At 67.8% G+C, this 19,291-nt stretch carries 20 protein-coding genes; 11 read left to right on the top strand and 9 right to left on the bottom strand.

Annotated elements, in window-relative coordinates; translation table 11 throughout:
• Positions 1-16: 16 nt before the first annotated feature.
• Complete coding sequence (gatC, locus tag HFGMBDPB_RS27855) at positions 17-316, bottom strand: Asp-tRNA(Asn)/Glu-tRNA(Gln) amidotransferase subunit GatC (protein ID WP_016448550.1); 300 nt, start codon at positions 314-316, stop codon at positions 17-19.
• A 212-nt stretch (positions 317-528) separates the two neighbouring features.
• Here gatC and HFGMBDPB_RS27850 point away from each other — a divergent pair, with 212 nt between their 5' ends.
• The 4 genes from HFGMBDPB_RS27850 (at position 529) to mrdA (ending at position 5,385) form a co-directional block, all read left to right on the top strand.
• Complete coding sequence (locus HFGMBDPB_RS27850) at positions 529-1,572, top strand: rod shape-determining protein (RefSeq protein WP_012202293.1); 1,044 nt, start codon at positions 529-531, stop codon at positions 1,570-1,572.
• Positions 1,573-1,755: 183 nt separating this feature from the next.
• Positions 1,756-2,811 (top strand): rod shape-determining protein MreC, encoded by a 1,056-nt coding sequence (gene mreC, locus HFGMBDPB_RS27845; RefSeq protein ID WP_212646686.1) that lies wholly within the window; start codon positions 1,756-1,758, stop codon positions 2,809-2,811.
• Positions 2,808-3,326 (top strand): rod shape-determining protein MreD, encoded by a 519-nt coding sequence (gene mreD, locus HFGMBDPB_RS27840; protein ID WP_016448548.1) that lies wholly within the window; start codon positions 2,808-2,810, stop codon positions 3,324-3,326. Before mreC ends, mreD begins: the two co-directional genes overlap by 4 nt.
• Positions 3,327-3,339: 13 nt before the next feature.
• Positions 3,340-5,385: a penicillin-binding protein 2 gene (gene mrdA / locus HFGMBDPB_RS27835; RefSeq protein ID WP_047326955.1), complete on the top strand. Its 2,046-nt coding sequence runs from the start codon at positions 3,340-3,342 to the stop codon at positions 5,383-5,385.
• Between the two features lie 49 nt (positions 5,386-5,434).
• On the opposite strand, the gene HFGMBDPB_RS27830 is transcribed toward mrdA, so the two are convergent.
• From HFGMBDPB_RS27830 to HFGMBDPB_RS27800, 7 genes are all read right to left on the bottom strand, one after another.
• Positions 5,435-5,854 carry a type II toxin-antitoxin system VapC family toxin gene (locus tag HFGMBDPB_RS27830; RefSeq protein WP_016453587.1) on the bottom strand — a complete coding sequence of 140 codons (420 nt, stop codon included), beginning with the start codon at positions 5,852-5,854 and terminating at the stop codon, positions 5,435-5,437.
• Entirely contained in the window at positions 5,851-6,099 is a 249-nt protein-coding gene (locus HFGMBDPB_RS27825) for a FitA-like ribbon-helix-helix domain-containing protein (protein ID WP_016453586.1), read from the bottom strand. The genes HFGMBDPB_RS27830 and HFGMBDPB_RS27825 overlap by 4 nt, the downstream gene beginning before the upstream one ends.
• 111 nt (positions 6,100-6,210) lie before the next feature.
• Positions 6,211-6,969 (bottom strand): amino acid ABC transporter ATP-binding protein, encoded by a 759-nt coding sequence (locus HFGMBDPB_RS27820; protein WP_016448544.1) that lies wholly within the window; start codon positions 6,967-6,969, stop codon positions 6,211-6,213.
• A complete protein-coding gene (locus HFGMBDPB_RS27815; protein WP_183019267.1) occupies positions 6,966-7,748 on the bottom strand; it encodes an amino acid ABC transporter permease in 783 nt (260 codons plus the stop codon). Before HFGMBDPB_RS27815 ends, HFGMBDPB_RS27820 begins: the two co-directional genes overlap by 4 nt.
• A 65-nt stretch (positions 7,749-7,813) precedes the next feature.
• The gene (locus HFGMBDPB_RS27810) at positions 7,814-8,584 is read right to left on the bottom strand and encodes an ABC transporter substrate-binding protein (RefSeq protein WP_047326957.1); all 771 of its coding nucleotides are present in this window, start codon (positions 8,582-8,584) and stop codon (positions 7,814-7,816) included.
• 255 nt (positions 8,585-8,839) lie between these two features.
• Entirely contained in the window at positions 8,840-9,598 is a 759-nt protein-coding gene (locus HFGMBDPB_RS27805; protein ID WP_013800226.1) for a sulfite exporter TauE/SafE family protein, read from the bottom strand.
• A 297-nt stretch (positions 9,599-9,895) separates the two neighbouring features.
• Positions 9,896-10,924 (bottom strand): zinc-dependent alcohol dehydrogenase family protein, encoded by a 1,029-nt coding sequence (locus HFGMBDPB_RS27800; RefSeq protein WP_249343747.1) that lies wholly within the window; start codon positions 10,922-10,924, stop codon positions 9,896-9,898.
• A 99-nt stretch (positions 10,925-11,023) separates the two neighbouring features.
• Between HFGMBDPB_RS27800 and HFGMBDPB_RS27795 the strand changes: the two genes are divergently transcribed.
• Positions 11,024-11,947 carry a LysR family transcriptional regulator gene (locus HFGMBDPB_RS27795; RefSeq protein WP_047326959.1) on the top strand — a complete coding sequence of 308 codons (924 nt, stop codon included), beginning with the start codon at positions 11,024-11,026 and terminating at the stop codon, positions 11,945-11,947.
• Here HFGMBDPB_RS27795 and HFGMBDPB_RS27790 read toward each other — a convergent pair.
• Entirely contained in the window at positions 11,944-13,671 is a 1,728-nt protein-coding gene (locus HFGMBDPB_RS27790; protein WP_017404919.1) for a GMC family oxidoreductase, read from the bottom strand. The two genes, HFGMBDPB_RS27795 and HFGMBDPB_RS27790, sit on opposite strands and share 4 nt — an antisense overlap.
• A 326-nt stretch (positions 13,672-13,997) precedes the next feature.
• On the opposite strand from HFGMBDPB_RS27790, the gene HFGMBDPB_RS27785 reads away from it, so the two are divergent.
• From HFGMBDPB_RS27785 to HFGMBDPB_RS27760, 6 genes are all read left to right on the top strand, one after another.
• Positions 13,998-15,128 (top strand): MlaE family ABC transporter permease, encoded by a 1,131-nt coding sequence (locus HFGMBDPB_RS27785; RefSeq protein ID WP_016448537.1) that lies wholly within the window; start codon positions 13,998-14,000, stop codon positions 15,126-15,128.
• A complete protein-coding gene (locus HFGMBDPB_RS27780) occupies positions 15,128-15,931 on the top strand; it encodes an ABC transporter ATP-binding protein (protein WP_016448536.1) in 804 nt (267 codons plus the stop codon). Before HFGMBDPB_RS27785 ends, HFGMBDPB_RS27780 begins: the two co-directional genes overlap by 1 nt.
• Before the next feature lie 199 nt (positions 15,932-16,130).
• Entirely contained in the window at positions 16,131-17,093 is a 963-nt protein-coding gene (locus HFGMBDPB_RS27775) for an MlaD family protein (RefSeq protein WP_016448535.1), read from the top strand.
• A gap of 13 nt (positions 17,094-17,106) precedes the next feature.
• Positions 17,107-17,775, top strand: coding sequence for an ABC-type transport auxiliary lipoprotein family protein (locus tag HFGMBDPB_RS27770; protein ID WP_016453581.1), 669 nt, complete (start codon positions 17,107-17,109; stop codon positions 17,773-17,775).
• 523 nt (positions 17,776-18,298) lie between these two features.
• A complete protein-coding gene (locus tag HFGMBDPB_RS27765; RefSeq protein WP_012202308.1) occupies positions 18,299-18,517 on the top strand; it encodes a CsbD family protein in 219 nt (72 codons plus the stop codon).
• Between the two features lie 145 nt (positions 18,518-18,662).
• Positions 18,663-19,250: a hypothetical protein gene (locus tag HFGMBDPB_RS27760; RefSeq protein WP_016448533.1), complete on the top strand. Its 588-nt coding sequence runs from the start codon at positions 18,663-18,665 to the stop codon at positions 19,248-19,250.
• The last annotated feature ends 41 nt before the right edge of the window (positions 19,251-19,291 follow it).

The following is a 19,291-nucleotide window of genomic DNA, read 5'->3' as shown; positions in this document are numbered from 1 at the left end:
GAGCGACGCCCGGCGCTCACTCGATCACCTTGGGGACCAGGAACAGGCCGCGCTCGACGGCCGGGGCGCTGCGCTGATTGGCGTCGCGCTGGTCGGGCTCGCTGGCAATGTCCTCGCGCAGGCGCAGGGCAATGTCCTGGATGGCGGCGACCGGATGTGACAGCGGGCTGACGCCCGAAGTATCCACAGCCTGCATCTTCTCCACGATGCCGAAAAAATCATTGAGCTGGCCTAGCATGCGCTCACTCTCTGCGGAAGAGAGCTCGAGCCGTGCGAGGTTCGCGATGCGTGCGATGTCTTGTGCGTTCAGTGCCATAGGAATTTTGAAGGGGGCAACGGGATGTAAACCCGCATTTCAAGCCCCGGCAGTACAAGTTATTCACAGGGGATACGGTATTATCTCGGCTTTGCCGCAAGACCCTCTCCGAGCTGGTCATTGTGCGAAAAGCCAACCCCATCCAGACTCCCTAACTTTCATCCCGGCGATGGCAGGCCGACGAGCATGCCGTGCCTGAGAGGACTCTCGTAATGTTCGGAGCTTTCCGTCGGTATTTCTCCACCGACCTTGCCATTGATCTTGGCACAGCCAACACCCTGATTTTCGCCCGCGACAAGGGCATTGTTCTGGACGAACCCTCCGTTGTCGCCATCCGCCACGAAGGCGGCCCGCATGGCAAGAAGGTGATCCAGGCGGTGGGCCGTGAAGCCAAGGCCATGCTGGGCAAGGTGCCCGGCAACATCGAGGCCATCCGCCCGATGAAGGATGGCGTGATTGCCGACTTCGTCATCACCGAGCAGATGATCAAGCAGTTCATCAAGATGGTGCATCCGCGCTCGGTGCTCACGCCCAGCCCGCGCATCATCATCTGCGTGCCCTGCGGCTCCACCCAGGTCGAGCGCCGCGCCATCAAGGACGCGGCCGAGGCGGCAGGCGCCACCTCCGTCTACCTGATCGAGGAACCCATGGCCGCCGGCATCGGTGCCGGCCTGCCGGTGTCCGAGGCCTCGGGCTCCATGGTGGTGGACATCGGTGGCGGTACCACCGAAGTCGGCGTGATCTCGCTGGGCGGCATGGTCTACAAGGGCTCCGTGCGCGTGGGCGGCGACAAGTTCGACGAAGCCATCATCAGCTACATCCGCCGCAACTACGGCATGCTGATCGGCGAGCCCACGGCCGAATCCATCAAGAAGAACATCGGCTCGGCCTTCCCCGGCTCCGAAGTCAAGGAGATGGAAGTCAAGGGCCGCAACCTCTCCGAAGGCGTGCCGCGCAGCTTCACCATCTCGTCCAACGAGGTGCTCGAAGCCCTGACCGACCCGCTCAACCAGATCGTCAGCGCCGTCAAGAACGCGCTGGAGCAGACCCCGCCCGAGCTGGGCGCCGACATTGCCGAGCGCGGCATGATGCTGACCGGCGGCGGCGCGCTGCTGCGCGACCTGGACCGCCTGCTGGCCGAAGAGACGGGCCTGCCCGTGCTCGTGGCCGAGGAACCGCTGACCTGTGTGGTGCGCGGCTGCGGCATGGCGCTGGAGACCATGGACCGCCAGGGCAGTATCTTCACCAGCGACTGACGCGGCGCAGGCCGGGGCCCGTTGTCGCGGGCCCGGGCGGCAGCCGACCGACTGCAACGTTTTTCTTCTCCCTTCCGTGGTGACCTGCATGCTTGCCCTGCCTTCCTTCGCACCGGGCCCGGCCCGTGCTTTCCAGGCCGCAGCAAGTGCGGCAGGGCAGGCCCTGCCGCGCGGGAGGGGCGCATGAATCCCAACACCCTGGACCACTCGGCGCCCTCGCTGTTCAAGCGGCGGCCCTCGCGCGTCTCCCAACTGGCCATCTACAGCGCATTGGCGCTGTTTCTGATGGTGGCCGACGCGCGTTTCAGGATCACCGACCCCGTGCGCGTGGCCGTGTCCACCGTGCTGTACCCCGTGCAGTGGGTGATGCTCAAGCCGGTGGAGGCCGTGCACGACGCCAGCCGCTACCTGGGCTCGCTGGACGAGGCCCAGGCCCGGGAGCAGGGCGCGCGCAAGGAACTGGTGGCCATGGCCCAGCGTGCCTCGCTGGCCGACGAACTGATCCAGGAAAACGACCATCTGCGCGAGCTGCTGCAGCTGCGCGACCGCCTGACCACGCCCGGCACGGCGGCCGAAGTGGTCTACGACAGCCCCGACCTCTATACCCGCCGTGTGGTCATCGACCGAGGCCAGGTGGACGGCATCGCCCAGGGCTCGCCCGTGCTCGATGAAAAGGGCGTGGTCGGCCAGGTCACGCGCGTGTATCCGCTGCGTTCCGAGGTCACCCTGCTCATCGACCGCGACCAGGCCATTCCCGTCTTCAACCCGCGCACCGGTGCACGCAGCGTGGCCTATGGCGACCCGTCGCCGCTGCGCACCGGCGGCATCGAGCTGCGCTTCATGCCCAGCAATGCCGATGTGCAGGAAGGCGACCTGCTGACCACCAGCGGCGTCGACGGCCTGTACCCGCCGGGCCTGCCCGTGGCCAAGGTGGTCTCGGTGGAGCGCCGCGCGGACTCGGCCTTCTCCCGCATCTACTGCGAACCCGTGGGCCGCGTGCAGGGCGTGCGCCACGTGGTGGTGCTCAAGCCGCTGGACCGCGCCACGCATCCCGAGGCGGAAGGCGCTGCCGAACCCCTGCGCGCCGGCAAGGGCAAGGAAAAAGACAAGTCCAAGGATGGCAAGGGCAAGGAAGCCTCCAAGGACGGTGGCAAGGCCGGCAAGACAGATGCGCCGGCCACGCCTGCAGCACCCGCTGCTCCCGCCGCACCCGCCTCCGCCAGGAAGGAGCCCGCATGATCATGCCGCGCGGCCAGCAGCTGCTGCTGCCGGTCAATCCCCTGTTCATCGTCGTCAGCCTGCTGGCGGCGCTGGCACTCAACATGCTGCCGCTGGGACGCCAGGCCTGGCAACCCGACCTGCTCATGGTGCTGCTGGCCTTCTGGGCATTGAACCAGCCCCAGCGCGTGGGCATGGGCGTGGCCTTCCTGCTGGGCCTGTGCATGGACGTGGACCGCTCCTCCCTGCTGGGCCAGCATGCGCTGGCCTATGCGCTGCTGGTGTTCGCGGCCGGCGCCATGGGCCGGCGCCTGTCGTGGTTCTCCACGCCCGTGCAGGCGCTGCACCTGCTGCCGCTGTTTGCCGTGGTGCACGGCCTGCAGGTGCTGCTGCGCATGGTGGCCGGTGGCATCATGCCCGGCCCGCTGGTGGTCGTCGCGCCTTTGATCGAGGCCCTGCTGTGGCCCCTGGTCAGCGGCCTGCTGCTGGCGCCTCAGCGCCGCCCGCCGGACAGTGACGAGAACCGTCCCCTGTGAGGCTTGACGCGTGATGGAAATCCGCAATACAGAAGCCGAGCTGCAGCGATTCAGGCTGCGCGCATGGGTGATGAGCGTGGTGGTGCTGCTGGCCTTCGGGCTGGTGGTGGCGCGCTTGCTGGTGCTGCAGGTGCAGCGCCATGAGGAGCTGTCCGAGCGCGCCGAAAGCAACCGCACGGCCGTGGTGCCCATCGTGCCCAACCGGGGCCAGATCCTGGACCGCAACGGCGTGGTGCTGGCCACCAACTACTCGGCCTACACGCTGGAGATCATGCCCTCGCGCGCGGGCAACCTTGAAGAGACCATTGACAGCCTGGCCGAGATCGTCGAGATCACGCCGCGCGACCGGCGCAAGTTCAAGCGCCTGGTGGACGACTCCCGCAGCTTCGACTCCCTGCCCATCCGCACGCGCCTGACCGATGACGAGGTCGCGCGCTTTGCCGCGCAGCGCTACCGCTTCCCGGGCGTGGACATCAAGGCGCGGCTGTTCCGCACCTATCCCATGCAGGACACGGCCAGCCATGTCATCGGCTACATCGGCCGCATCAACCAGCGCGAGAAAGAGGCGCTGGAAGACTCCGACGACGCCGCCAACTACCGTGGCACCGACGTCATCGGCAAGCTGGGCGTGGAGCAGAGCTACGAAACCGACCTCCACGGCCAGACCGGCTGGGAGGAAATGGAAACCTCGGCCGGCGGACATGCCGTGCGCAAGCTCGGCAGCCGCCCCGCCACGCCCGGCGACAGCCTGGTGCTGTCGCTGGACATCAAGCTGCAGCGCATGGTGGAGGAGCTGTACGGCGACCGCCGCGGCGCCCTGGTGGCCATCGATCCGCGCAGCGGTGAAGTGCTGGCCATGGTCAGCCGTCCCACCTTCGACCTGAACCTCTTCGTCGATGGCATCGACCAGGAGAGCTGGACCACGCTCAACGAATCCATCAACCGCCCGCTGCTCAACCGCGCGCTGCGGGGCACCTATCCGCCGGGCTCCACCTACAAGCCCTTCATGGCGATTGCCGCGCTGGAGTCGGGCAAGCGCCGCCCGGACACCACCATCATGGACAACGGCAGCTGGACCTTCGGCGGCCACACCTTCCGCTCGGGCCACCCCAACGGGCCGACCAACCTGCGCCGCTCCATCATCAAGTCGTCCAACGTGTACTACTACATGCTGGCCAACGACATGGGCGTGGACATGATCCACGACTACATGAAGCCGCTGGGCTTCGGCCAGCTCACCGGCATCGATGTGCGCGGCGAGGCGCGCGGCGTGCTGCCCAGCACCGAGTGGAAGCGCAACACCTACAAGCGGCCCGAGCAGAAGAAGTGGTACGCGGGCGAGACCATCTCGCTGGGCATCGGCCAGGGCTACAACAACTTCACCATCCTGCAGCTGGCCAATGCCATGTCCACGCTGGCGGCCAAGGGCGTCAAGCACCGCCCCCACCTGGCCGTGGGCCGTGTCGATGCCGTCACGCAGCAGTTCTCGGCCATCAACAAGGACCCAGGCACCAGCATGGGCTACAAGCCCGAGAACGTGGAGGCCGTGCGCGCCGCCGTGGCCGCCGTGACGGTGGAGGGCACCTCGCGCGGCATCTTCGGCAACGCGCCCTACACCTCCACCGGCAAGACCGGCACGGCCCAGGCCGTGGGCGTGCGCCAGAACGAGAAGTACAACGCGGCACGCCTGTCCGAGTTCCAGCGCGACCACTCGCTGTACATCGCCTACGCGCCGGCCGACAACCCCACCATTGCCGTCGCTGCCATCGTGGAGAACGCCGGCTTCGGTGCCGCTGCCGCCGCACCGCTGGCGCGCCGCGTGTTCGACTACTGGCTGCTGGGCCGCTACCCCAGCGTGGAGGACATGGCCGCCATGCGCAAGGGCCAGGCCGGCGTGCCCATAGGCACCCCGCGCCGCGTCTCCGAAATCACGCTGGATGCGGAAACCGTGAACCTGCCCGGCCTGCCGCGCTATGAGCCGCCCGAGGCGCCGGTCCCCGTGCCCGCAGGCCGCCCGGCGGTGCTGTCGCCGCCTTCGGCTGCCGAGCTGGAGGATTGAGGCACGCTTGTGTGCCGCTGCAAGCGGGTCTGAGCCCTGCGCGGCAGATTCAGTGCTGCCAGGGATCGATGACCGTGACCCCGCAGTCCGCAAAGTCCCGCACATTGCGGGTGGCAAGGCTGGCTCCCCTTGAGCGGGCGATGGCCGCAATCATGGCGTCGAACTGGCTGATGGGTCTGCCGGACTGCCTTCGGGCCGCAGCGATCTGCGCATAAGCGTCAGCGGCACCGTTGTCGAACTCCAGGACGCGGCCTGCCATATCGATGTCCAAGATGGCCTGCACTGCAGCCAGCAACCCATGCTTGCGCTGTCCCTGCGGCAACAGCAGGACGCCGTACAGCAATTCGCCGCGCGTGATGGCTGTGGTGAGCAAACTGGAGCGGGGCTGGCTGGCCAGCCATTCCATGGCGCGCCTGTCGGGATCGGGGCGCAGAGCCTCGGACAGGACGTTGGTGTCGAGAATGATCACCGGCTGGCACCCAGCGGATTGCGAATGGGCTCGCGCTGCGCAAGCACCAGTTCAACGCCGCCCAGGGGCTCGACCCGGGCCCGGATGGAGTCGAACAGTGAATGCCCCTCCGCCGCATTGGCTGCGAGTGCCGCGCGCAAGATGTTGCGGGCCTCTTCTTCCATGGAGTGGCCGTGCAGGTCCGCCTGCAGACGCAGCCGGGCCTGCAGGTCTTCATCCAGATCGTGGATCGTCATGGTAGTCATGGCCAGGCTCCTTTCAGGTCAATGACGCATGGTAGTCATGGACACGCAAGGCGACAACGGCATGCCCCCTGCGCATGAGGGCACGCAAGGCGACGAATCAGGGCTTCGGCCTCAATGCCCCATGCGCCCGATGAACGCCGCGATCCGCTCGCTGGCCGGGTTGCCGAAGAATTCGGCCGGTGGCGCCTCGTGGGCGATGCAGCCCTGGTCGAAGAACATCACGCGGTCGGCGACCTCGCGGGCGAAGCCCATTTCGTGGGTGACCACGATCATGGTCATGCCGCCGCGTGCCAGCTCGCGCATCACGTCCAGCACCTCCTGGACCATCTCCGGGTCCAGCGCGCTGGTGGGCTCGTCGAACAGCATCACCTGCGGCTCCATGGCCAGGGCGCGTGCAATGGCCACGCGCTGCTGCTGGCCGCCCGACAGCTGCCACGGGTACTTGTGGGCGTGGGCCTGCATGCCCACGCGCTCCAGCAGGGCCATGGCCTTGGCATTGGCCTGGGCGCGCGGCGTTTTGTGGATGCGGCGCGGCGCCAGGGTCACGTTGTCCAGCACCGTCATGTGGCCGAACAGGTTGAACTGCTGGAACACCATGCCCACTTCGCAGCGCTGCTTTTGCAGCGTGGCTTCGTTGTCGGTGACTTCGACGCCGTCGATGGTGATGCGCCCGCCATCATGCGGCTCCAGCCGGTTGATGGCGCGCAGCAGCGTGGACTTGCCCGAGCCCGAGGCGCCGATGATCACCGTCACCTCGCCCGTGCAGAACTGCGTGGAAACGCCCTTGAGCACCTGGTGGCTGCCGAAGGACTTGGTGACCTTGTCGGCCACGATGTAGGGCATGCCCCGTGCCAGCTTGTCGGCGCTCATTTGTGGCGGCCCTCCACGTCGAAGCGGTACTCCACGGCAGCCGTGACCTGGGTCACCAGCGTGGTCAGCACCAGGTAGGTCACGCCCACGGTGACCAGGGTCTCCACGGGCTGGAAGGTGGCCGACTGGATGCGGTTGCCCACATTGGTCAGCTCCACCACGCCGATGGCGTACGCCAGCGACGAATCCTTGAGCAGGGCCACGAAGTTGCTCACCAGCGGCGGCAGCGAGATCTTGAAGGCCTGCGGGAACACCACGTCCATGAAGACGCGGCTGCGCGGCAGGCCCAGCGCGCGTGCGGCCTCGGCCTGGCCGCGCGGCACGGCCTGCAGGCCGGCACGCACGGCTTCGGCGTTGTAGGCGCCCACGTTCAGCGCCAGCGCAATGCAGGCGGCCGCGAAGTCGGGCAGGTTCAGGCCCGGGATCAGCACCGGCAGCGCGAAGTAGATGAACAGGATCTGCACCAGCAGCGGCGTGCCGCGGATCGCCCAGACGTAAAAGCCTGCAGCCCAGCGCAGGGCGGCCGTGCGTGAGGTGCGCGCCAGCGCGGCGGCGATGCCCAGCACCAGGCCGGCGGCGCCGCTGGCCAGCGTCAGGTACAGCGTGGTGCGCGCGCCTTCGGCGAAGGTGTCGGCATTGGAGCCTATGGGCTCGGGCAGCAGGGACAGCAGTTGCCCCAGCAGCGAAACCACGAGCACCATCAGCAGCAGGGCCGTGACCAGGGTGGCGTTGCTGCGCTGCGAGCGGCTCCAGTGGGCGGGCCAGAGGACGGTAAGCATAGGTGGGCTAGAAACAAAAAGGCGCCCTGCAAGTGGGCGCCGGTCGGGCAGATCTGCCCGGGGCCTCAGTCAGGGCAGCGGATGTCTTCGTGGAAGTATTTCTGCGACAGCTTGGCGTAGCTGCCGTCGGCCAGGGCGTCCTTGAAGGCCTTGTTCCAGGCATCGGCCAGCGACTTGTTGTCCTTGGCCACGGCGGCGGCAATGCGCTCGACCAGCAGCAACTCGCCCTGCTTGAGCTGGGCATTGGGGTTCTTCTGCTGCAGTTCCTTGGCAATGAAGCGCTCGGTCACCCAGGCGTCCACCCGCTTGGACAGCAGCGCATTGCGCGCGGCCTCGTTCGTGGGGAAGTTGACCAGGCGCTTGATGCCGGGCAGGTTCTTCTCCATGTACTGCATATAGGTGGTGCCGGTCTGCACCGACACCGTCTTGCCCGCCAGGTCCTTGCCCGAGCGGATGGCCGGGTCCAGCGACATCACGATGGCGCCAGAGCAGTAATGGGGCTGGGTGAAGGTCACGGCCTTCTCGCGCTCGGGCGTGATGCCGTGCGAGGAAATCACCAGATCCCAGCGGTCCTGCTGCAGGCCGGTCAGCAGGGCGTCGAAGCTGATGGTCTTCCACTCGTACTTCACGCCCATCTTGCCGGCCAGCATCTGTGCCAGCTCGACCTCGAACCCGGTCAGCTGCTTGCCCTCGAAATGGGCAAAGGGCGCGTAATAGCCTTCGGTGGCCAGGCGCAACGTGCCTTCCTTCTGGATGGCGTCGAAGGGGCGGGCCTGAACGCCTGCGGCGGTCCACAGGGCCAGCGCGGCGGCGGCGATGACGGTAATGCGTTTCATGGAAGCTCCAGGAGGGCTGTCGCTCAGGACCTGACCCCGGCGCCGCAGCATGAAGAAAGCGCCAAGGCACGCATCAGTGCATGGGCCATGGACGGCGGGGCCGGTTTTTTGCGGCTGGTCGGCTGGTCGGGTACGGCCGCTGGCAGGGGTGCGACATGCACCAGCCGCCGCAGCTCAAGGCGAAAAGTCGGCAATTATAGAAGGTTGCCGTCGCCAACGCCGATGGCAGGTGTTGCGAACGCCGCTGGCCCGTGCTCAGGCGATGAAGGCGTCGTAGCCGGTCTTGAGGATCAGCAGGCTCACCACGCCGATGAAAATGCCGCGCACAAAGCCCGTTCCATGGCGCAGGGCCATGTGCGTGCCCAGCATGGCGCCCAGCACATTGGCCACCGCCATGGGCACGGCCAGGTGCCACCAGATATGGCCCTTGAGCGCGAACAGCGCCAGCGCAGCCAGGTTGGTGGCCATGTTCAGCAGCTTGGCCGAGGCCGATGCGTTCAGGAAGTCATAGCCCATCAGCCGCACGAACAGGAACACGAAGAAGCTGCCCGTGCCGGGGCCGAAGAAACCGTCATAGAAGCCAATCACCAGGCCGATGGCGCAGGCGATCAGCGTCTCGGCGCGGCCCGAATAGTGCGGCGTGTGGTGGCGGCCCATGTCCTTGCGCGCCAGCGTGTAAACCAGCACGCCCAGCAGCACCAGCGGCAGCAGCCGGCGCAGGAAATCGGGGGAGATCTGCGTGACGGCCCAGGCGCCCGCAAAAGAGCCCGCCATGCCCACGCAGGCCGCCGGCATCATCGCGCGCCAGGGCAACTGCACCTTGCGGCCGTACTGCCAGGTGGACATGGCCGTGCCCCAGACCGAGGCGCTCTTGTTGGTGCCCAGCAGCGTGGCCGGTGGTGCGGTGGGGAAGGTGGCGAACAGCGCGGGCAGCAGGATGAGGCCTCCGCCGCCCACGATGGCGTCCACGAAGCCGGCCAGCATCGAGGCCAGCGAGACGATGATCCATTCCATAGGGCGGCGATTGTCGCACCGCCACGGTGCCGCATCAGGCTGGCCGCAGGCATAAAAAAAGCGCCGGACTTGCCGGCGCTCTGGGAAATGCATCTTGGGATGCTATTTATGAATGTTGATCTGGTTGTGTACGAGTTGTCTCCTCGGCCCCTCTTGTGCAGCACTGTGGTACCGCGAGAGTGGATGGACTTTAATGGCCGCACCTGGGTGGTGCATCGGGGATTTCCCGCAGTTGCCGCGAAAGTGCGGGATTGCACCAGCAAGGGGCTGGGACGATGATTGCCGGTTGCCGGACGTTCAGCGCATGCGCAGCACCAGCTTGCCGAAAGCACCCCGCTCCAGATGCTCCAGGGCTGCCGGCAGATCGGCCAGCGCGTATTCGCTGTCGATCACAGGTTGCAGCTTCAGCCAGTCCACGGCACGCACCAGATCCTGCAGCGCACGCCGGTGTGCCACGCCGATGCCCTGAACGGTGGCGCGTCCCAGCAGCAGCGGATAGACCGAGCCGCGCAGCTCGTCGCCCTGCAGATTGCCGATCACCGACACGCGGCCTCCCTGTGCCAGGGCCGATAGCGAGCGGCCGAAGTTATCCCCCCCGGCCAGTTCCAGCACATGGTCGGCGCCGCGTCCTCCCGTGAGGGCGCGCACCTCGGCGGCCCAGTCCGGCGTGCGGTGGCGGTGGATGCCGTGGTCTGCACCCAGCTGCGCAGCCCGCGCCAGCTTGTCGTCGCTGCCCGAAACCACCACCACGCGCGCACCCTGGGCATGGGCGATCTGCATGGCGAACAGCGCCACGCCGCCCGTGCCCATGATGACCACGGTGTCCCCGGGCCGCGTGGGCGCGGACTCGGCCAGCGCGAACCAGGCGGTTGCGCCCGCGCACGTCAGGGTGCTGGCCTGCGCAAAGTTCAGCTGACGGGGCGCGGCGACCAGGTTGTCTTCGCCCAGCACCACGTATTCCGACAGCATGCCCGGCCCGGGCGAGCCCAGCGGCAGGCTGGTGCGCGGCTGCACGCCGTCCTGCCAGCCGCAGAAGAAGGTGCTGATCACGGCGTCGCCAACCGCGAACTCCGCGACGCCCGGGCCGATGGCGGCCACCTCGCCAGCCATGTCCGAGCCGGGCACCAGGGGCAGGGCCGGCCCCATGCCCATGCCGTCGCGCAGGATCAGCAGATCGCGGTAGTTCAGCGATGCCGCATGCACACGCACCAGTACCTGGCCCTGCCCGGGCTCGGGAATGGGGACTTGCACCAGCTGCAGGTTTTCATGGCCCAGGGCGGGCAGTTGCCATTGCTGCATGAATGGGGAAGACGCAGGCGCGGTCATGGAAGGCGGTCCTTTCGAGGCAGATATCAAACAGGACTTCAGTCTATTGATTCCTCAATAATTGCATTGATTCAATTGAGGCTATGGTTTGTAGAATTTATGGAACCAATTGCAAATGACAGGCTGGCAGGCGTCAGCGCTTTCGTCGCCTCGGCCGAGGCCGGCAGCTTCGCCCAGGCGGCCGAGCGCCTGGGCCTTACGCGCTCGGCTGTTGGCAAGGCCGTGGCGCGGCTGGAAGAGCGCCTGGGCGCGCGGCTGTTCGTGCGCACCACGCGCAGCCTGGGGCTGACCGAGGACGGTCAGATGTTCTACGAGCGCTGCGCGCAGGCGCTGGAGGACCTGGATGCCGCCCGGCACATGCTGGAAGCCGGGCGGCGGGAAGTGGTGGGCCGGCTGCGCATCAGCGCACCCGTGGTCTTCGGCCGCCACCACGTGGCTCCCTTGCTGCTGGAGCTGGCGCAGCTGCATCCGCGCCTGCGCATCGAGGCCAGCTTCACCGACCGCCAGCTGGACTTCGCCGATGACGGCATCGACCTGGCCATACGCAGCGGGGAACTGTCTGACAGCGACTGGCTGGTTGCGCGGCGCCTTGGCATGCAAACCATGGTGCTGTGCGCATCACCCGCCTATCTGCAGGCCCATGGCGCGCCGCGCAGCGTGGCCGACCTGGCCGGGCATCGCTGTATTGCCTATATGCGCAGCGGCCGCGCCGCCCCCTGGAGGCTGGCCGGTGAGGATGGATCGCTGGCCGCGCCCGTGCTGGAGCCGGCGCTGGGCTTTGACGACATAGAAACCATCGCCACGGCCACGCTGCAGGGCGCGGGCCTGGCCCACATGCCGCTGTGGCGGGTGCGCAGCGCGCTGGACAGCGGGGCGCTGGTGCGCCTGCTGCCCGACGTGCCGGCCGCGCGCATTCCCCTGCATGTGCTGTGGCCGCGCACGCGCTTTCTGCCCTACCGGCTGCGCGTGACCATCGATGCGCTGTTGGCGGCGATTCCGCCGCTGCTGCAGGAGCCGTCCTAGGCGGCCAGCGCAACGGCCGGTTCCGTGCTCTGCCGTGCCGGCTCCTGGCCCCGGCCCTGCCTGTCCGCAAGAATCCAGCCGGCGGCCTTCTCCGCCATCATCAGCGTCGGGCTGTTGGTGTTGCCGCTGGTGATGCGCGGCATGGCGCCTGCATCGATCACGCGCAGGCCCTGTACGCCGCGCACGCGCAGGCGGCTGTCGAGCACAGCCATGGGGTCGTCGGCGCGGCCCATCTTCGTGGTTCCCACGGGGTGGAAGATGGTGGTGGCAATGTCGCCGGCCAGGCGGGCCAGGTCCTCGTCGCTCTGGTATTGCACGCCGGGCTTCCATTCCTCGGGGGCAAAGCGCGCCAGCGCGCTCTGGCTGACGATGCGCCGCGTCACGCGCAGGCTGTCGGCGGCCACCTGCCGGTCCTCGGGCGTGGACAGGTAGTGCGGCGCAATGGCAGGCGCCTGGCGGAAGTCCCCGCTGCGGATGCGTACCGTGCCCCGGCTGGTGGGGTTGAGGTTGCAGACGCTGGCCGTGAAGGCCGGAAAACCGTGCAGCGGCTCGCCGAAGGCGTCCAGCGACAGCGGCTGCACGTGGTACTGGATATTGGGGTGCGCCTGCTGGGGGCTGCTGCGCGTGAAGGCGCCCAGCTGCGAGGGCGCCATGCTCATGGGGCCGCTGCGGCGCAGCAGGTACTCCAGGCCGATGCCGGCCTTGCCCCACAGCGAATTGGCCATGGTGTTGAGCGTGCGCGCGCCCTTGATCTTGTAGACCGAGCGGATCTGCAGATGGTCCTGCAGGTTCTCGCCCACGCCGGGCAGGTCGTGGCGCACGGCGATGCCGTGGCCTTGCAGCAGCGCCCCCGGGCCTATGCCCGACAGCTGCAGGATCTGCGGGGAGTTCACGGCGCCCGCGCACAGCAGGACCTCCTGGCTGGCCTGCACATCGACCATTTCCGAGCCGGTCCAGACCTGTGCGCCGCTGCAGCGCAGGCCGCCGGCGGGCAGCGGCTCGAACAGCAGCCGGCTGACCTGGGCATGGGTCCACAGCTCGAAGTTGGGGCGGCCATAGCAGGTGGGCCGCAGGAAGGCCTTGGCGGTGTTCCAGCGCAGGCCGCCCTTTTGGTTGACCTCGAAGTAGCCCACCCCCTCGTTGCTGCCGCCGTTGAAGTCCTCGGTGGCCGGAATGCCGGCCTGCTGGGCGGCTTCGGCAAAGGCGTCCAGGATGTCCCAGCGCAGGCGCTGCCGCTCCACGCGCCATTCGCCGCTGCCGCCTGTGCCCGTGCCGCCGTGCAGGGCGCGAAAGCGCGCATCGGCGTTGCCCCCTGCGTCCAGCCGCCAATGGCTTTCATGCTGGCGAAAGGCCGGCAGCACCTGGTCCCAGCGCCAGGCGTCGTCGCCGGTCAGCTCGGCCCAGCCGTCGTAGTCGCGGGCCTGGCCGCGCATGTAGATCATGCCGTTGATGCTGGAGCAGCCGCCCAGCGTCTTGCCGCGCGGATAGCGCAGGCTGCGGCCGTTGAGCCCTTCGTCGGGTTCGGTCTGGTAGAGCCAGTCGGTGCGCGGATTGCCGATGCAGTACAGGTAGCCCACGGGGATGTGGATCCAGTGGTAGTCGTCCTTGGCGCCCGCCTCGATCAGCAGCACGCGGCTGCGGCCGTCGCGCGAGAGCCTGTTGGCCAGGAGGGCGCCTGCCGTGCCGGCGCCGATGACGATGTAGTCGAAGGTGGTATTGCTCATGGAGATGGGCGGGCGTCCGCTGCGGGCCGGAACGTCCTTGCGAGCCGGGGTTGGTGCTTCGGCCCATTGTGCGGACGGCATGCGCACTGTCGAGAGGGAAAGCGCGCTGGACTCCTTTTTTCGCAGCAGCGCATGCAGCAGCGATGGCCGTCCCGCTGGTTTTTTGATAAAAATTGCACGCGTAGGGCAAAGCCGTCGCGCACACGGCGTTGCGGGGCAATCTGCGGGCCGCGCCGCTCGGTTATCCTGCGGTCTTGGCGGGCGTGCCACCGTGCCTGCCCGCGCGCCTCGGCCTCGCCTTCGCAACCCCCAAGGACTTCCTGCACTTGTCTGCCCTCAACAATCCCCCCCAATGCAGCCTGCGCCGTGACAACGACGGCCAATGGGCGTTGCTGACCGGCTCCTGGGGCGCGGCCGAGCTGGGCCGGCGGGCGCAATGGCGCAGGCTGCGTGCACAGCTGGCCGACGCCAAGGGCGATGACCTGGGCTGGAACCTGCAAGGGCTGGACTGGCTGGACCACGTGGGCGCGCAACTGCTGTGGAACCACTGGGGCCGTCGCCTGCCCGCGCGCCTGGCGGCCAGCGACGCGCAGCGCGCCATGCTCGACCGCGTGGCCCGTTTTTCCAAGGAGCCTGCACCGCCGGCCCCGCGCCTGAGCCTGCTGGAGCACATCGACAGCCTGGGCTGCCTGGTCATCAACGCCTGTGGCCATTTCGCACAGCTGACGCGGCTCATCGGCCAGTTGCTGATCGACCTGGTGCGCTTTGCGCGTGCCCCGCACCGGGGCCCCTGGCGCGACATTTCCGGCCACCTCTACTCCATGGGCGCCACGGCCCTGCCCATCACGGCCCTGGTGGGCTTTCTGATCGGCGTGGTGCTGGCCTACCTGATGGCGCTGCAGCTGCGCCAGTTCGGGGCGGAATCCTTCATCGTCAACATCCTGGGCATCTCGCTGATCCGCGAGCTGGGCCCGCTGCTGGCGGCCATCTTGGTGGCGGGCCGCACGGGCTCGGCCATCACCGCCCAGATCGGCGTGATGCGCGTCACCGAAGAGCTGGACGCCATGCAGGTCATGGGCATACCGCACGGCTTTCGCCTGGTGCTGCCGCGTGCGCTGGCGCTGGCCATTGCCATGCCGCTGGTCTCGCTGTGGACCACGCTGGCCGCGCTGGCCGGCGGCATGCTGGCAGCCGACCTGACCATGGGCGTCACGGGCGCCTACTTTGCCGAGGCGCTGCCTGCCGCCGTGAAGATCGGCAACCTCTGGATCGCCATGGGCAAGTCCGTGGTCTTCGGCGCCCTCATCGCCCTGATCGGCTGCCACTGGGGCCTGCGCGTGGAGCCCAATACGCAGAGCCTGGGCAAGGGCACGACGGCCTCGGTGGTGTCGGCCATCACCATGGTCATCGTGGTGGATGCGATCTTCGCAATCCTTTTCAAAGATGTCGGAATCTGATGGCCATGGACACCGAAACCTCCTCCACGCCCGCAGCCGACGAGCCCATCGTGCGCATCGCCGGGCTGTGGAGCGTGTTCGGCGAAGGCGAGAACGCCTTTGCCGTGCACCAGGACCTGGACCTGGATGTGCAGCGCGGCGAGATGCTGTCCATCGTCGGCGGCTCGGGCACGGGCAAGACCGTGCTGCTGCGCCAGATGCTGGGGCTGCTGGAGCCCACCAAGGGCCGTGTCGAAGTGCTGGGCCGCCCGGCCAGCGAAATGGGCCGCGAGGGCGCTGCCAGCCGCGTGGGCATGCTGTTCCAGCACGGGGCGCTGTACTCGGCCTTCAGCGTGCTGGACAACGTGGCCTTCGCGCTGCGCGAGCAGGGCACGCTGCCCGACGAACTGGTGCGCGACGCGGCCCTGGTCAAGCTGCAGATGGTGGGCCTCAAGCCCGAGCATGCCTCGCGCATGCCGGCCGATCTCTCGGGCGGCATGATCAAGCGCGTGGCGCTGGCGCGGGCGCTGATCATGGACCCGCCCCTGCTGCTGCTCGACGAGCCCACGGCCGGCCTGGACCCCACCAGCTCCGACGAATTCTGCGAACTGCTGCGCGAGCTGCGTGCCGAGCTGGGCCTGACCGTCATCATGGTCACGCACGATCTGGACACGCTGTTCGCCCTGTCCTCGCGCGTGGCCGTGCTGGCCGAGAAGAAGGTGCTGGTCAGCGGCCCGCCGCGCGAGGTGGCTGAGTTCAAGCATCCGTTCATCGAGCATTTCTTCCAGGGCGAGCGCGGCAGGCGCGCGATGAGCACGGTATGAGAAGCCCCCCTGAGTCGCTTCGCGCCTTCCCCCCTCTCGCCTTGCGGGGGGGGACGACACCCTCGCGGCGGGGCGGCCCTTGCCCGGTGTCCCTCGCCTTCGGGCACGCCGGTTTTGAAGGCCTCGCCCTGAGTTGTGAATTGTCTGGGGGCCGCGGCCCCATGCCTTGTTTGCTGGGCTAACGTTATGGACCATTGATATGGAAAACAAATCACATGCCATGGCGGCCGGCATTTTCGTGCTGGTCGTGGCGGCCCTGCTGGCGGGGCTGGCGATCTGGCTGACGCGCGATACGCGGCAGTACAACGAGTACGAGCTGTCCACCAAGGATGGCATCAGCGGCCTGCAGGCCCAGGCGGCCGTGCGCTACAAGGGCGTGGCCGTGGGCAAGGTCACGCGGATCGGGTTCGATCCGCAGACCAATGGCAATGTGCTGATCCGCATCGCCATCGGTGTGAACACGCCCATCACGCCCACCACGTTCGCCGTGCTGGGCTACCAGGGCGTCACGGGCCTAGCCCATGTGCAGCTCGATGATGCGGACCAGCCCCAGCCCCAACTGCCCCCGGGCCCCAGCGGCCTGCCGCGCCTGCCGCTGCGCTCTTCGCCGCTGAGCATGCTGGCCGACCAGGGGCAGGTGCTGCTGGAGCGCGCCGATGAAATCTCGCGCCGCCTCAGCGACATGCTGGACACCGACAACCAAAAGCGCGTGAGCCAGGCGCTGGAGAACATTGCGGCCGCTGCCGCAGGCGTGCAGCAGCTCACGCAGAACCTGGACCGCACGCTGTCCACCCAGGTGCCGCAGCTCGCCGCCGACGCCCACAACACCCTGCAGTCGCTGGAGAAGGCCAGCAACGGAGCCGCCGCCGTGGCGTCCGAGCTGCAGCAGACCGTGCGCCGCGTGAACGCGCAGGACGGGCCGCTGGAGCAGATCGCCCAGAGCACGCGCGCACTGACCCGCATGGCCGATTCGCTGGGCCGCAGCACGGTGCCGCACGCCAACCGAGCGGCCGATGATGTCTCGCGCGCCGCGCGCCAGATGGGCACGGCCGCCAGCCGCTTCAGCGACAACCCGCAGGCCGTGATCTACGGGCCGGGCCAGGCCCGTCCTGGGCCGGGCGAGCCCGGCTTCGTCGCCCCGTCTGCAGCCACCCAGCCCTGACCGAGGAACCCGCATGTCCCCATCTCGCAAGACCGCCGTGGCCAGCGCTGGACTGGCCGCCGCCCTGATCCTGCTGGCCGGCTGCTCGGCCCTGCCGCAGCCCCCCGCCCAGCCCGCGCGCTATGACTTCGGCCTGGCGCCGCTGTCCACCCCCGCGCAGTCCGCCACATCCGCCGCCCCGCAGGCGCGTACGCCACTGGCGCTGGCCGATGTGGAGGCCCCCGCCCTGTCCGACGGCAGCACGGCCATGTTCTACCGCCTGGCCTATGCCAACGGCCAGGAACTGCGCCCCTACCAGCTGGCGCGCTGGAGCCAGCCTCCTGCACTGCTGCTGCAGCAGCGCCTGCGCAGCCAGCTGGGCCTGCAGCGCCCCGTGCTGGCCAGCAGCGAAAGCGTGGCCCAGCCGCGCCTGCAAGGCGCCGTGCCCACGCTGCTGCGCGTGGACATCGAAGAGTTCAGCCAGGTCTTTGACGCGCCCGGCTCCAGTGCCGGCGTGGTGCGCCTGCGCGCCACCCTGGTCGAGCAAAGCGGTGCCGTGGACCGCCTGCTCGGACAGAAGGTGTTCGAGGTGCGCAGTCCTGCAGCTTCGGGCGATGCGGCGGGCGGCGCCCAGGCCCTGGCCAAGGCCACGGATGCGGCCATTGCGCAGATCGATGCGTGGCTGGGGCAGCAGGGGCACTGAGCTGCTGCTGGATTTCCAGCCCATCCATTCTCTTGAGAACGGCTGGTGGGTGCATTGCATCCGCTGGCCGTTTTTTGTTTTCGGCAACTGGCTCTGCAAGCAAGTGGACTTTTTCTGCCCCTGCCGGATGGTTGCTTTTCGAGGCCGGGTCTCGGCCCGGCAGCCGACTGCCCTTTTCTTGATTCGCCAAGAAAGGTCAGATCACGAAGCAAGCCTGTCCTTCGGCAGGCTTGCAACCCCGCAACCGCCACGGCGCAGGCGCGGACATACGGGGAAAAGGCCGGGTACTCAGGGCAGGGGCGGGCCGCGCCTGACCCAGCGCTTCCCGCGCGTCCGTCAGGGGCTGTAGTCCCGATCCCACCGTCTCGGCTGCCCCTGGGACGACCGTCAACACTAGGTCCAGACTACGGCGCGCGGCGCGCAGGTTTTTTACAGTGAAACCGTCGCTGATGCAGATCGCGGCTTTGAAAAAACAAGGCCTGATTGCACGGCACGACTTCAACATCACTGAAAGGAACAAGCCATGAATGAAGACCGCATCAAGGGCAACTGGAAGCAATTCACCGGCAAGATCCGTGAGCAATGGGGCAAGCTCACCGATGACGATCTGGACGTGATCGCCGGCAAGCGCGAGCAATTCCTGGGCAAGCTGCAGGAGCGCCAGGGCCTGGCCCGCGACGCTGCCGAAAAGCAGCTGACCGACTGGCAAAAGCGCAACCCCGACTTCCGCTTCGAAGACTGACGAGGGTGGACTGCGGATGGGCTGGTCGCCCTGGCCGGCGCCCCCATCCGCTCCTCGACAGCCGGCATGCCCCCAGGGCATGCACCCAAGGCCCGCCGCCGCAGGCACCAAGGGCCACCTCAGTACAAATACAAGGAGTTCCATCATGCAAACACCGCAACGCTTTCGCCACATGCTGTCCGCCGTCGCCCTGGGCCTGATGGCCTCCGGCGCCATGGCCATGACCAATGCCGAGCACACGGCCGCCAAGAACCAGATCGAGGCCGACTACAAGGCTGCCAAGGAACAGTGCAAGCCGCTCAAGGACAACGCCAAGGACGTCTGCGAGAAGCAGGCCAAGGGCCAGGAAAACGTCGCCAAGGCTGAACTGGAATCGCGCCGCAATCCTTCGCCCAAGAACAGCGAAAAGGCACTCAAGGCCAAGGCTGATGCGGACTACGACATCGCCAAGGAAAAGTGCGATGACCTCAAGGGCGACGCCAAGGATGTCTGCGTGAAGGATGCCAAGGCTGCTCATGTGCGTGCCGTCGAAGCCGCCAAGGTGAACAAGGCCCAGGCCGAACCTGCCGCCAACTCTGCCGCCAAGGCCGCCAACGTGGCCGAGACCCGCAAGGACGCTGCCGAGGAAACCCGCGAAGCCGACTACAAGGCTGCCAAGGCCCGTTGCGACACCATGAGCGGTGACGCCAAGGATGCCTGCGTGGCGGATGCCAAGCGTAAATATGGACAGTAAGCTCCCCCTGAGCGGCTGACGCCGCTTCCCCCTCTCTACCC

It is taken from the genome of Delftia sp. PE138, assembly GCF_018320755.1.
Lineage (GTDB): Bacteria > Pseudomonadota > Gammaproteobacteria > Burkholderiales > Burkholderiaceae_C > Comamonas > Comamonas tsuruhatensis.
Note: the sequence above shows the minus strand (reverse complement) of the source record. Positions and strands in the feature narration are given on the sequence as shown.

Bases quoted from the DNA above. Each gene is read 5' to 3' on its own strand.
- gatC (WP_016448550.1), bottom strand. From the start codon at position 316: ATGGCACTGAACGCACAAGACATCGCACGCATCGCGAACCTCGCACGG.
- mreD (WP_016448548.1), top strand. From the start codon at position 2,808: ATGATCATGCCGCGCGGCCAGCAGCTGCTGCTGCCGGTCAATCCCCTG.
- HFGMBDPB_RS27775 (WP_016448535.1), top strand. From the start codon at position 16,131: ATGGAAAACAAATCACATGCCATGGCGGCCGGCATTTTCGTGCTGGTC.
- HFGMBDPB_RS27790 (WP_017404919.1), bottom strand. From the start codon at position 13,671: ATGAGCAATACCACCTTCGACTACATCGTCATCGGCGCCGGCACGGCA.
- HFGMBDPB_RS27810 (WP_047326957.1), bottom strand. From the start codon at position 8,584: ATGAAACGCATTACCGTCATCGCCGCCGCCGCGCTGGCCCTGTGGACC.
- HFGMBDPB_RS27815 (WP_183019267.1), bottom strand. From the start codon at position 7,748: ATGCTTACCGTCCTCTGGCCCGCCCACTGGAGCCGCTCGCAGCGCAGC.
- HFGMBDPB_RS27760 (WP_016448533.1), top strand. From the start codon at position 18,663: ATGCAAACACCGCAACGCTTTCGCCACATGCTGTCCGCCGTCGCCCTG.
- HFGMBDPB_RS27770 (WP_016453581.1), top strand. From the start codon at position 17,107: ATGTCCCCATCTCGCAAGACCGCCGTGGCCAGCGCTGGACTGGCCGCC.
- HFGMBDPB_RS27825 (WP_016453586.1), bottom strand. From the start codon at position 6,099: ATGACTACCATGACGATCCACGATCTGGATGAAGACCTGCAGGCCCGG.
- HFGMBDPB_RS27850 (WP_012202293.1), top strand. From the start codon at position 529: ATGTTCGGAGCTTTCCGTCGGTATTTCTCCACCGACCTTGCCATTGAT.
- HFGMBDPB_RS27805 (WP_013800226.1), bottom strand. From the start codon at position 9,598: ATGGAATGGATCATCGTCTCGCTGGCCTCGATGCTGGCCGGCTTCGTG.
- HFGMBDPB_RS27780 (WP_016448536.1), top strand. From the start codon at position 15,128: ATGGCCATGGACACCGAAACCTCCTCCACGCCCGCAGCCGACGAGCCC.
- mreC (WP_212646686.1), top strand. From the start codon at position 1,756: ATGAATCCCAACACCCTGGACCACTCGGCGCCCTCGCTGTTCAAGCGG.
- mrdA (WP_047326955.1), top strand. From the start codon at position 3,340: ATGGAAATCCGCAATACAGAAGCCGAGCTGCAGCGATTCAGGCTGCGC.
- HFGMBDPB_RS27795 (WP_047326959.1), top strand. From the start codon at position 11,024: ATGGAACCAATTGCAAATGACAGGCTGGCAGGCGTCAGCGCTTTCGTC.
- HFGMBDPB_RS27765 (WP_012202308.1), top strand. From the start codon at position 18,299: ATGAATGAAGACCGCATCAAGGGCAACTGGAAGCAATTCACCGGCAAG.
- HFGMBDPB_RS27820 (WP_016448544.1), bottom strand. From the start codon at position 6,969: ATGAGCGCCGACAAGCTGGCACGGGGCATGCCCTACATCGTGGCCGAC.
- HFGMBDPB_RS27800 (WP_249343747.1), bottom strand. From the start codon at position 10,924: ATGACCGCGCCTGCGTCTTCCCCATTCATGCAGCAATGGCAACTGCCC.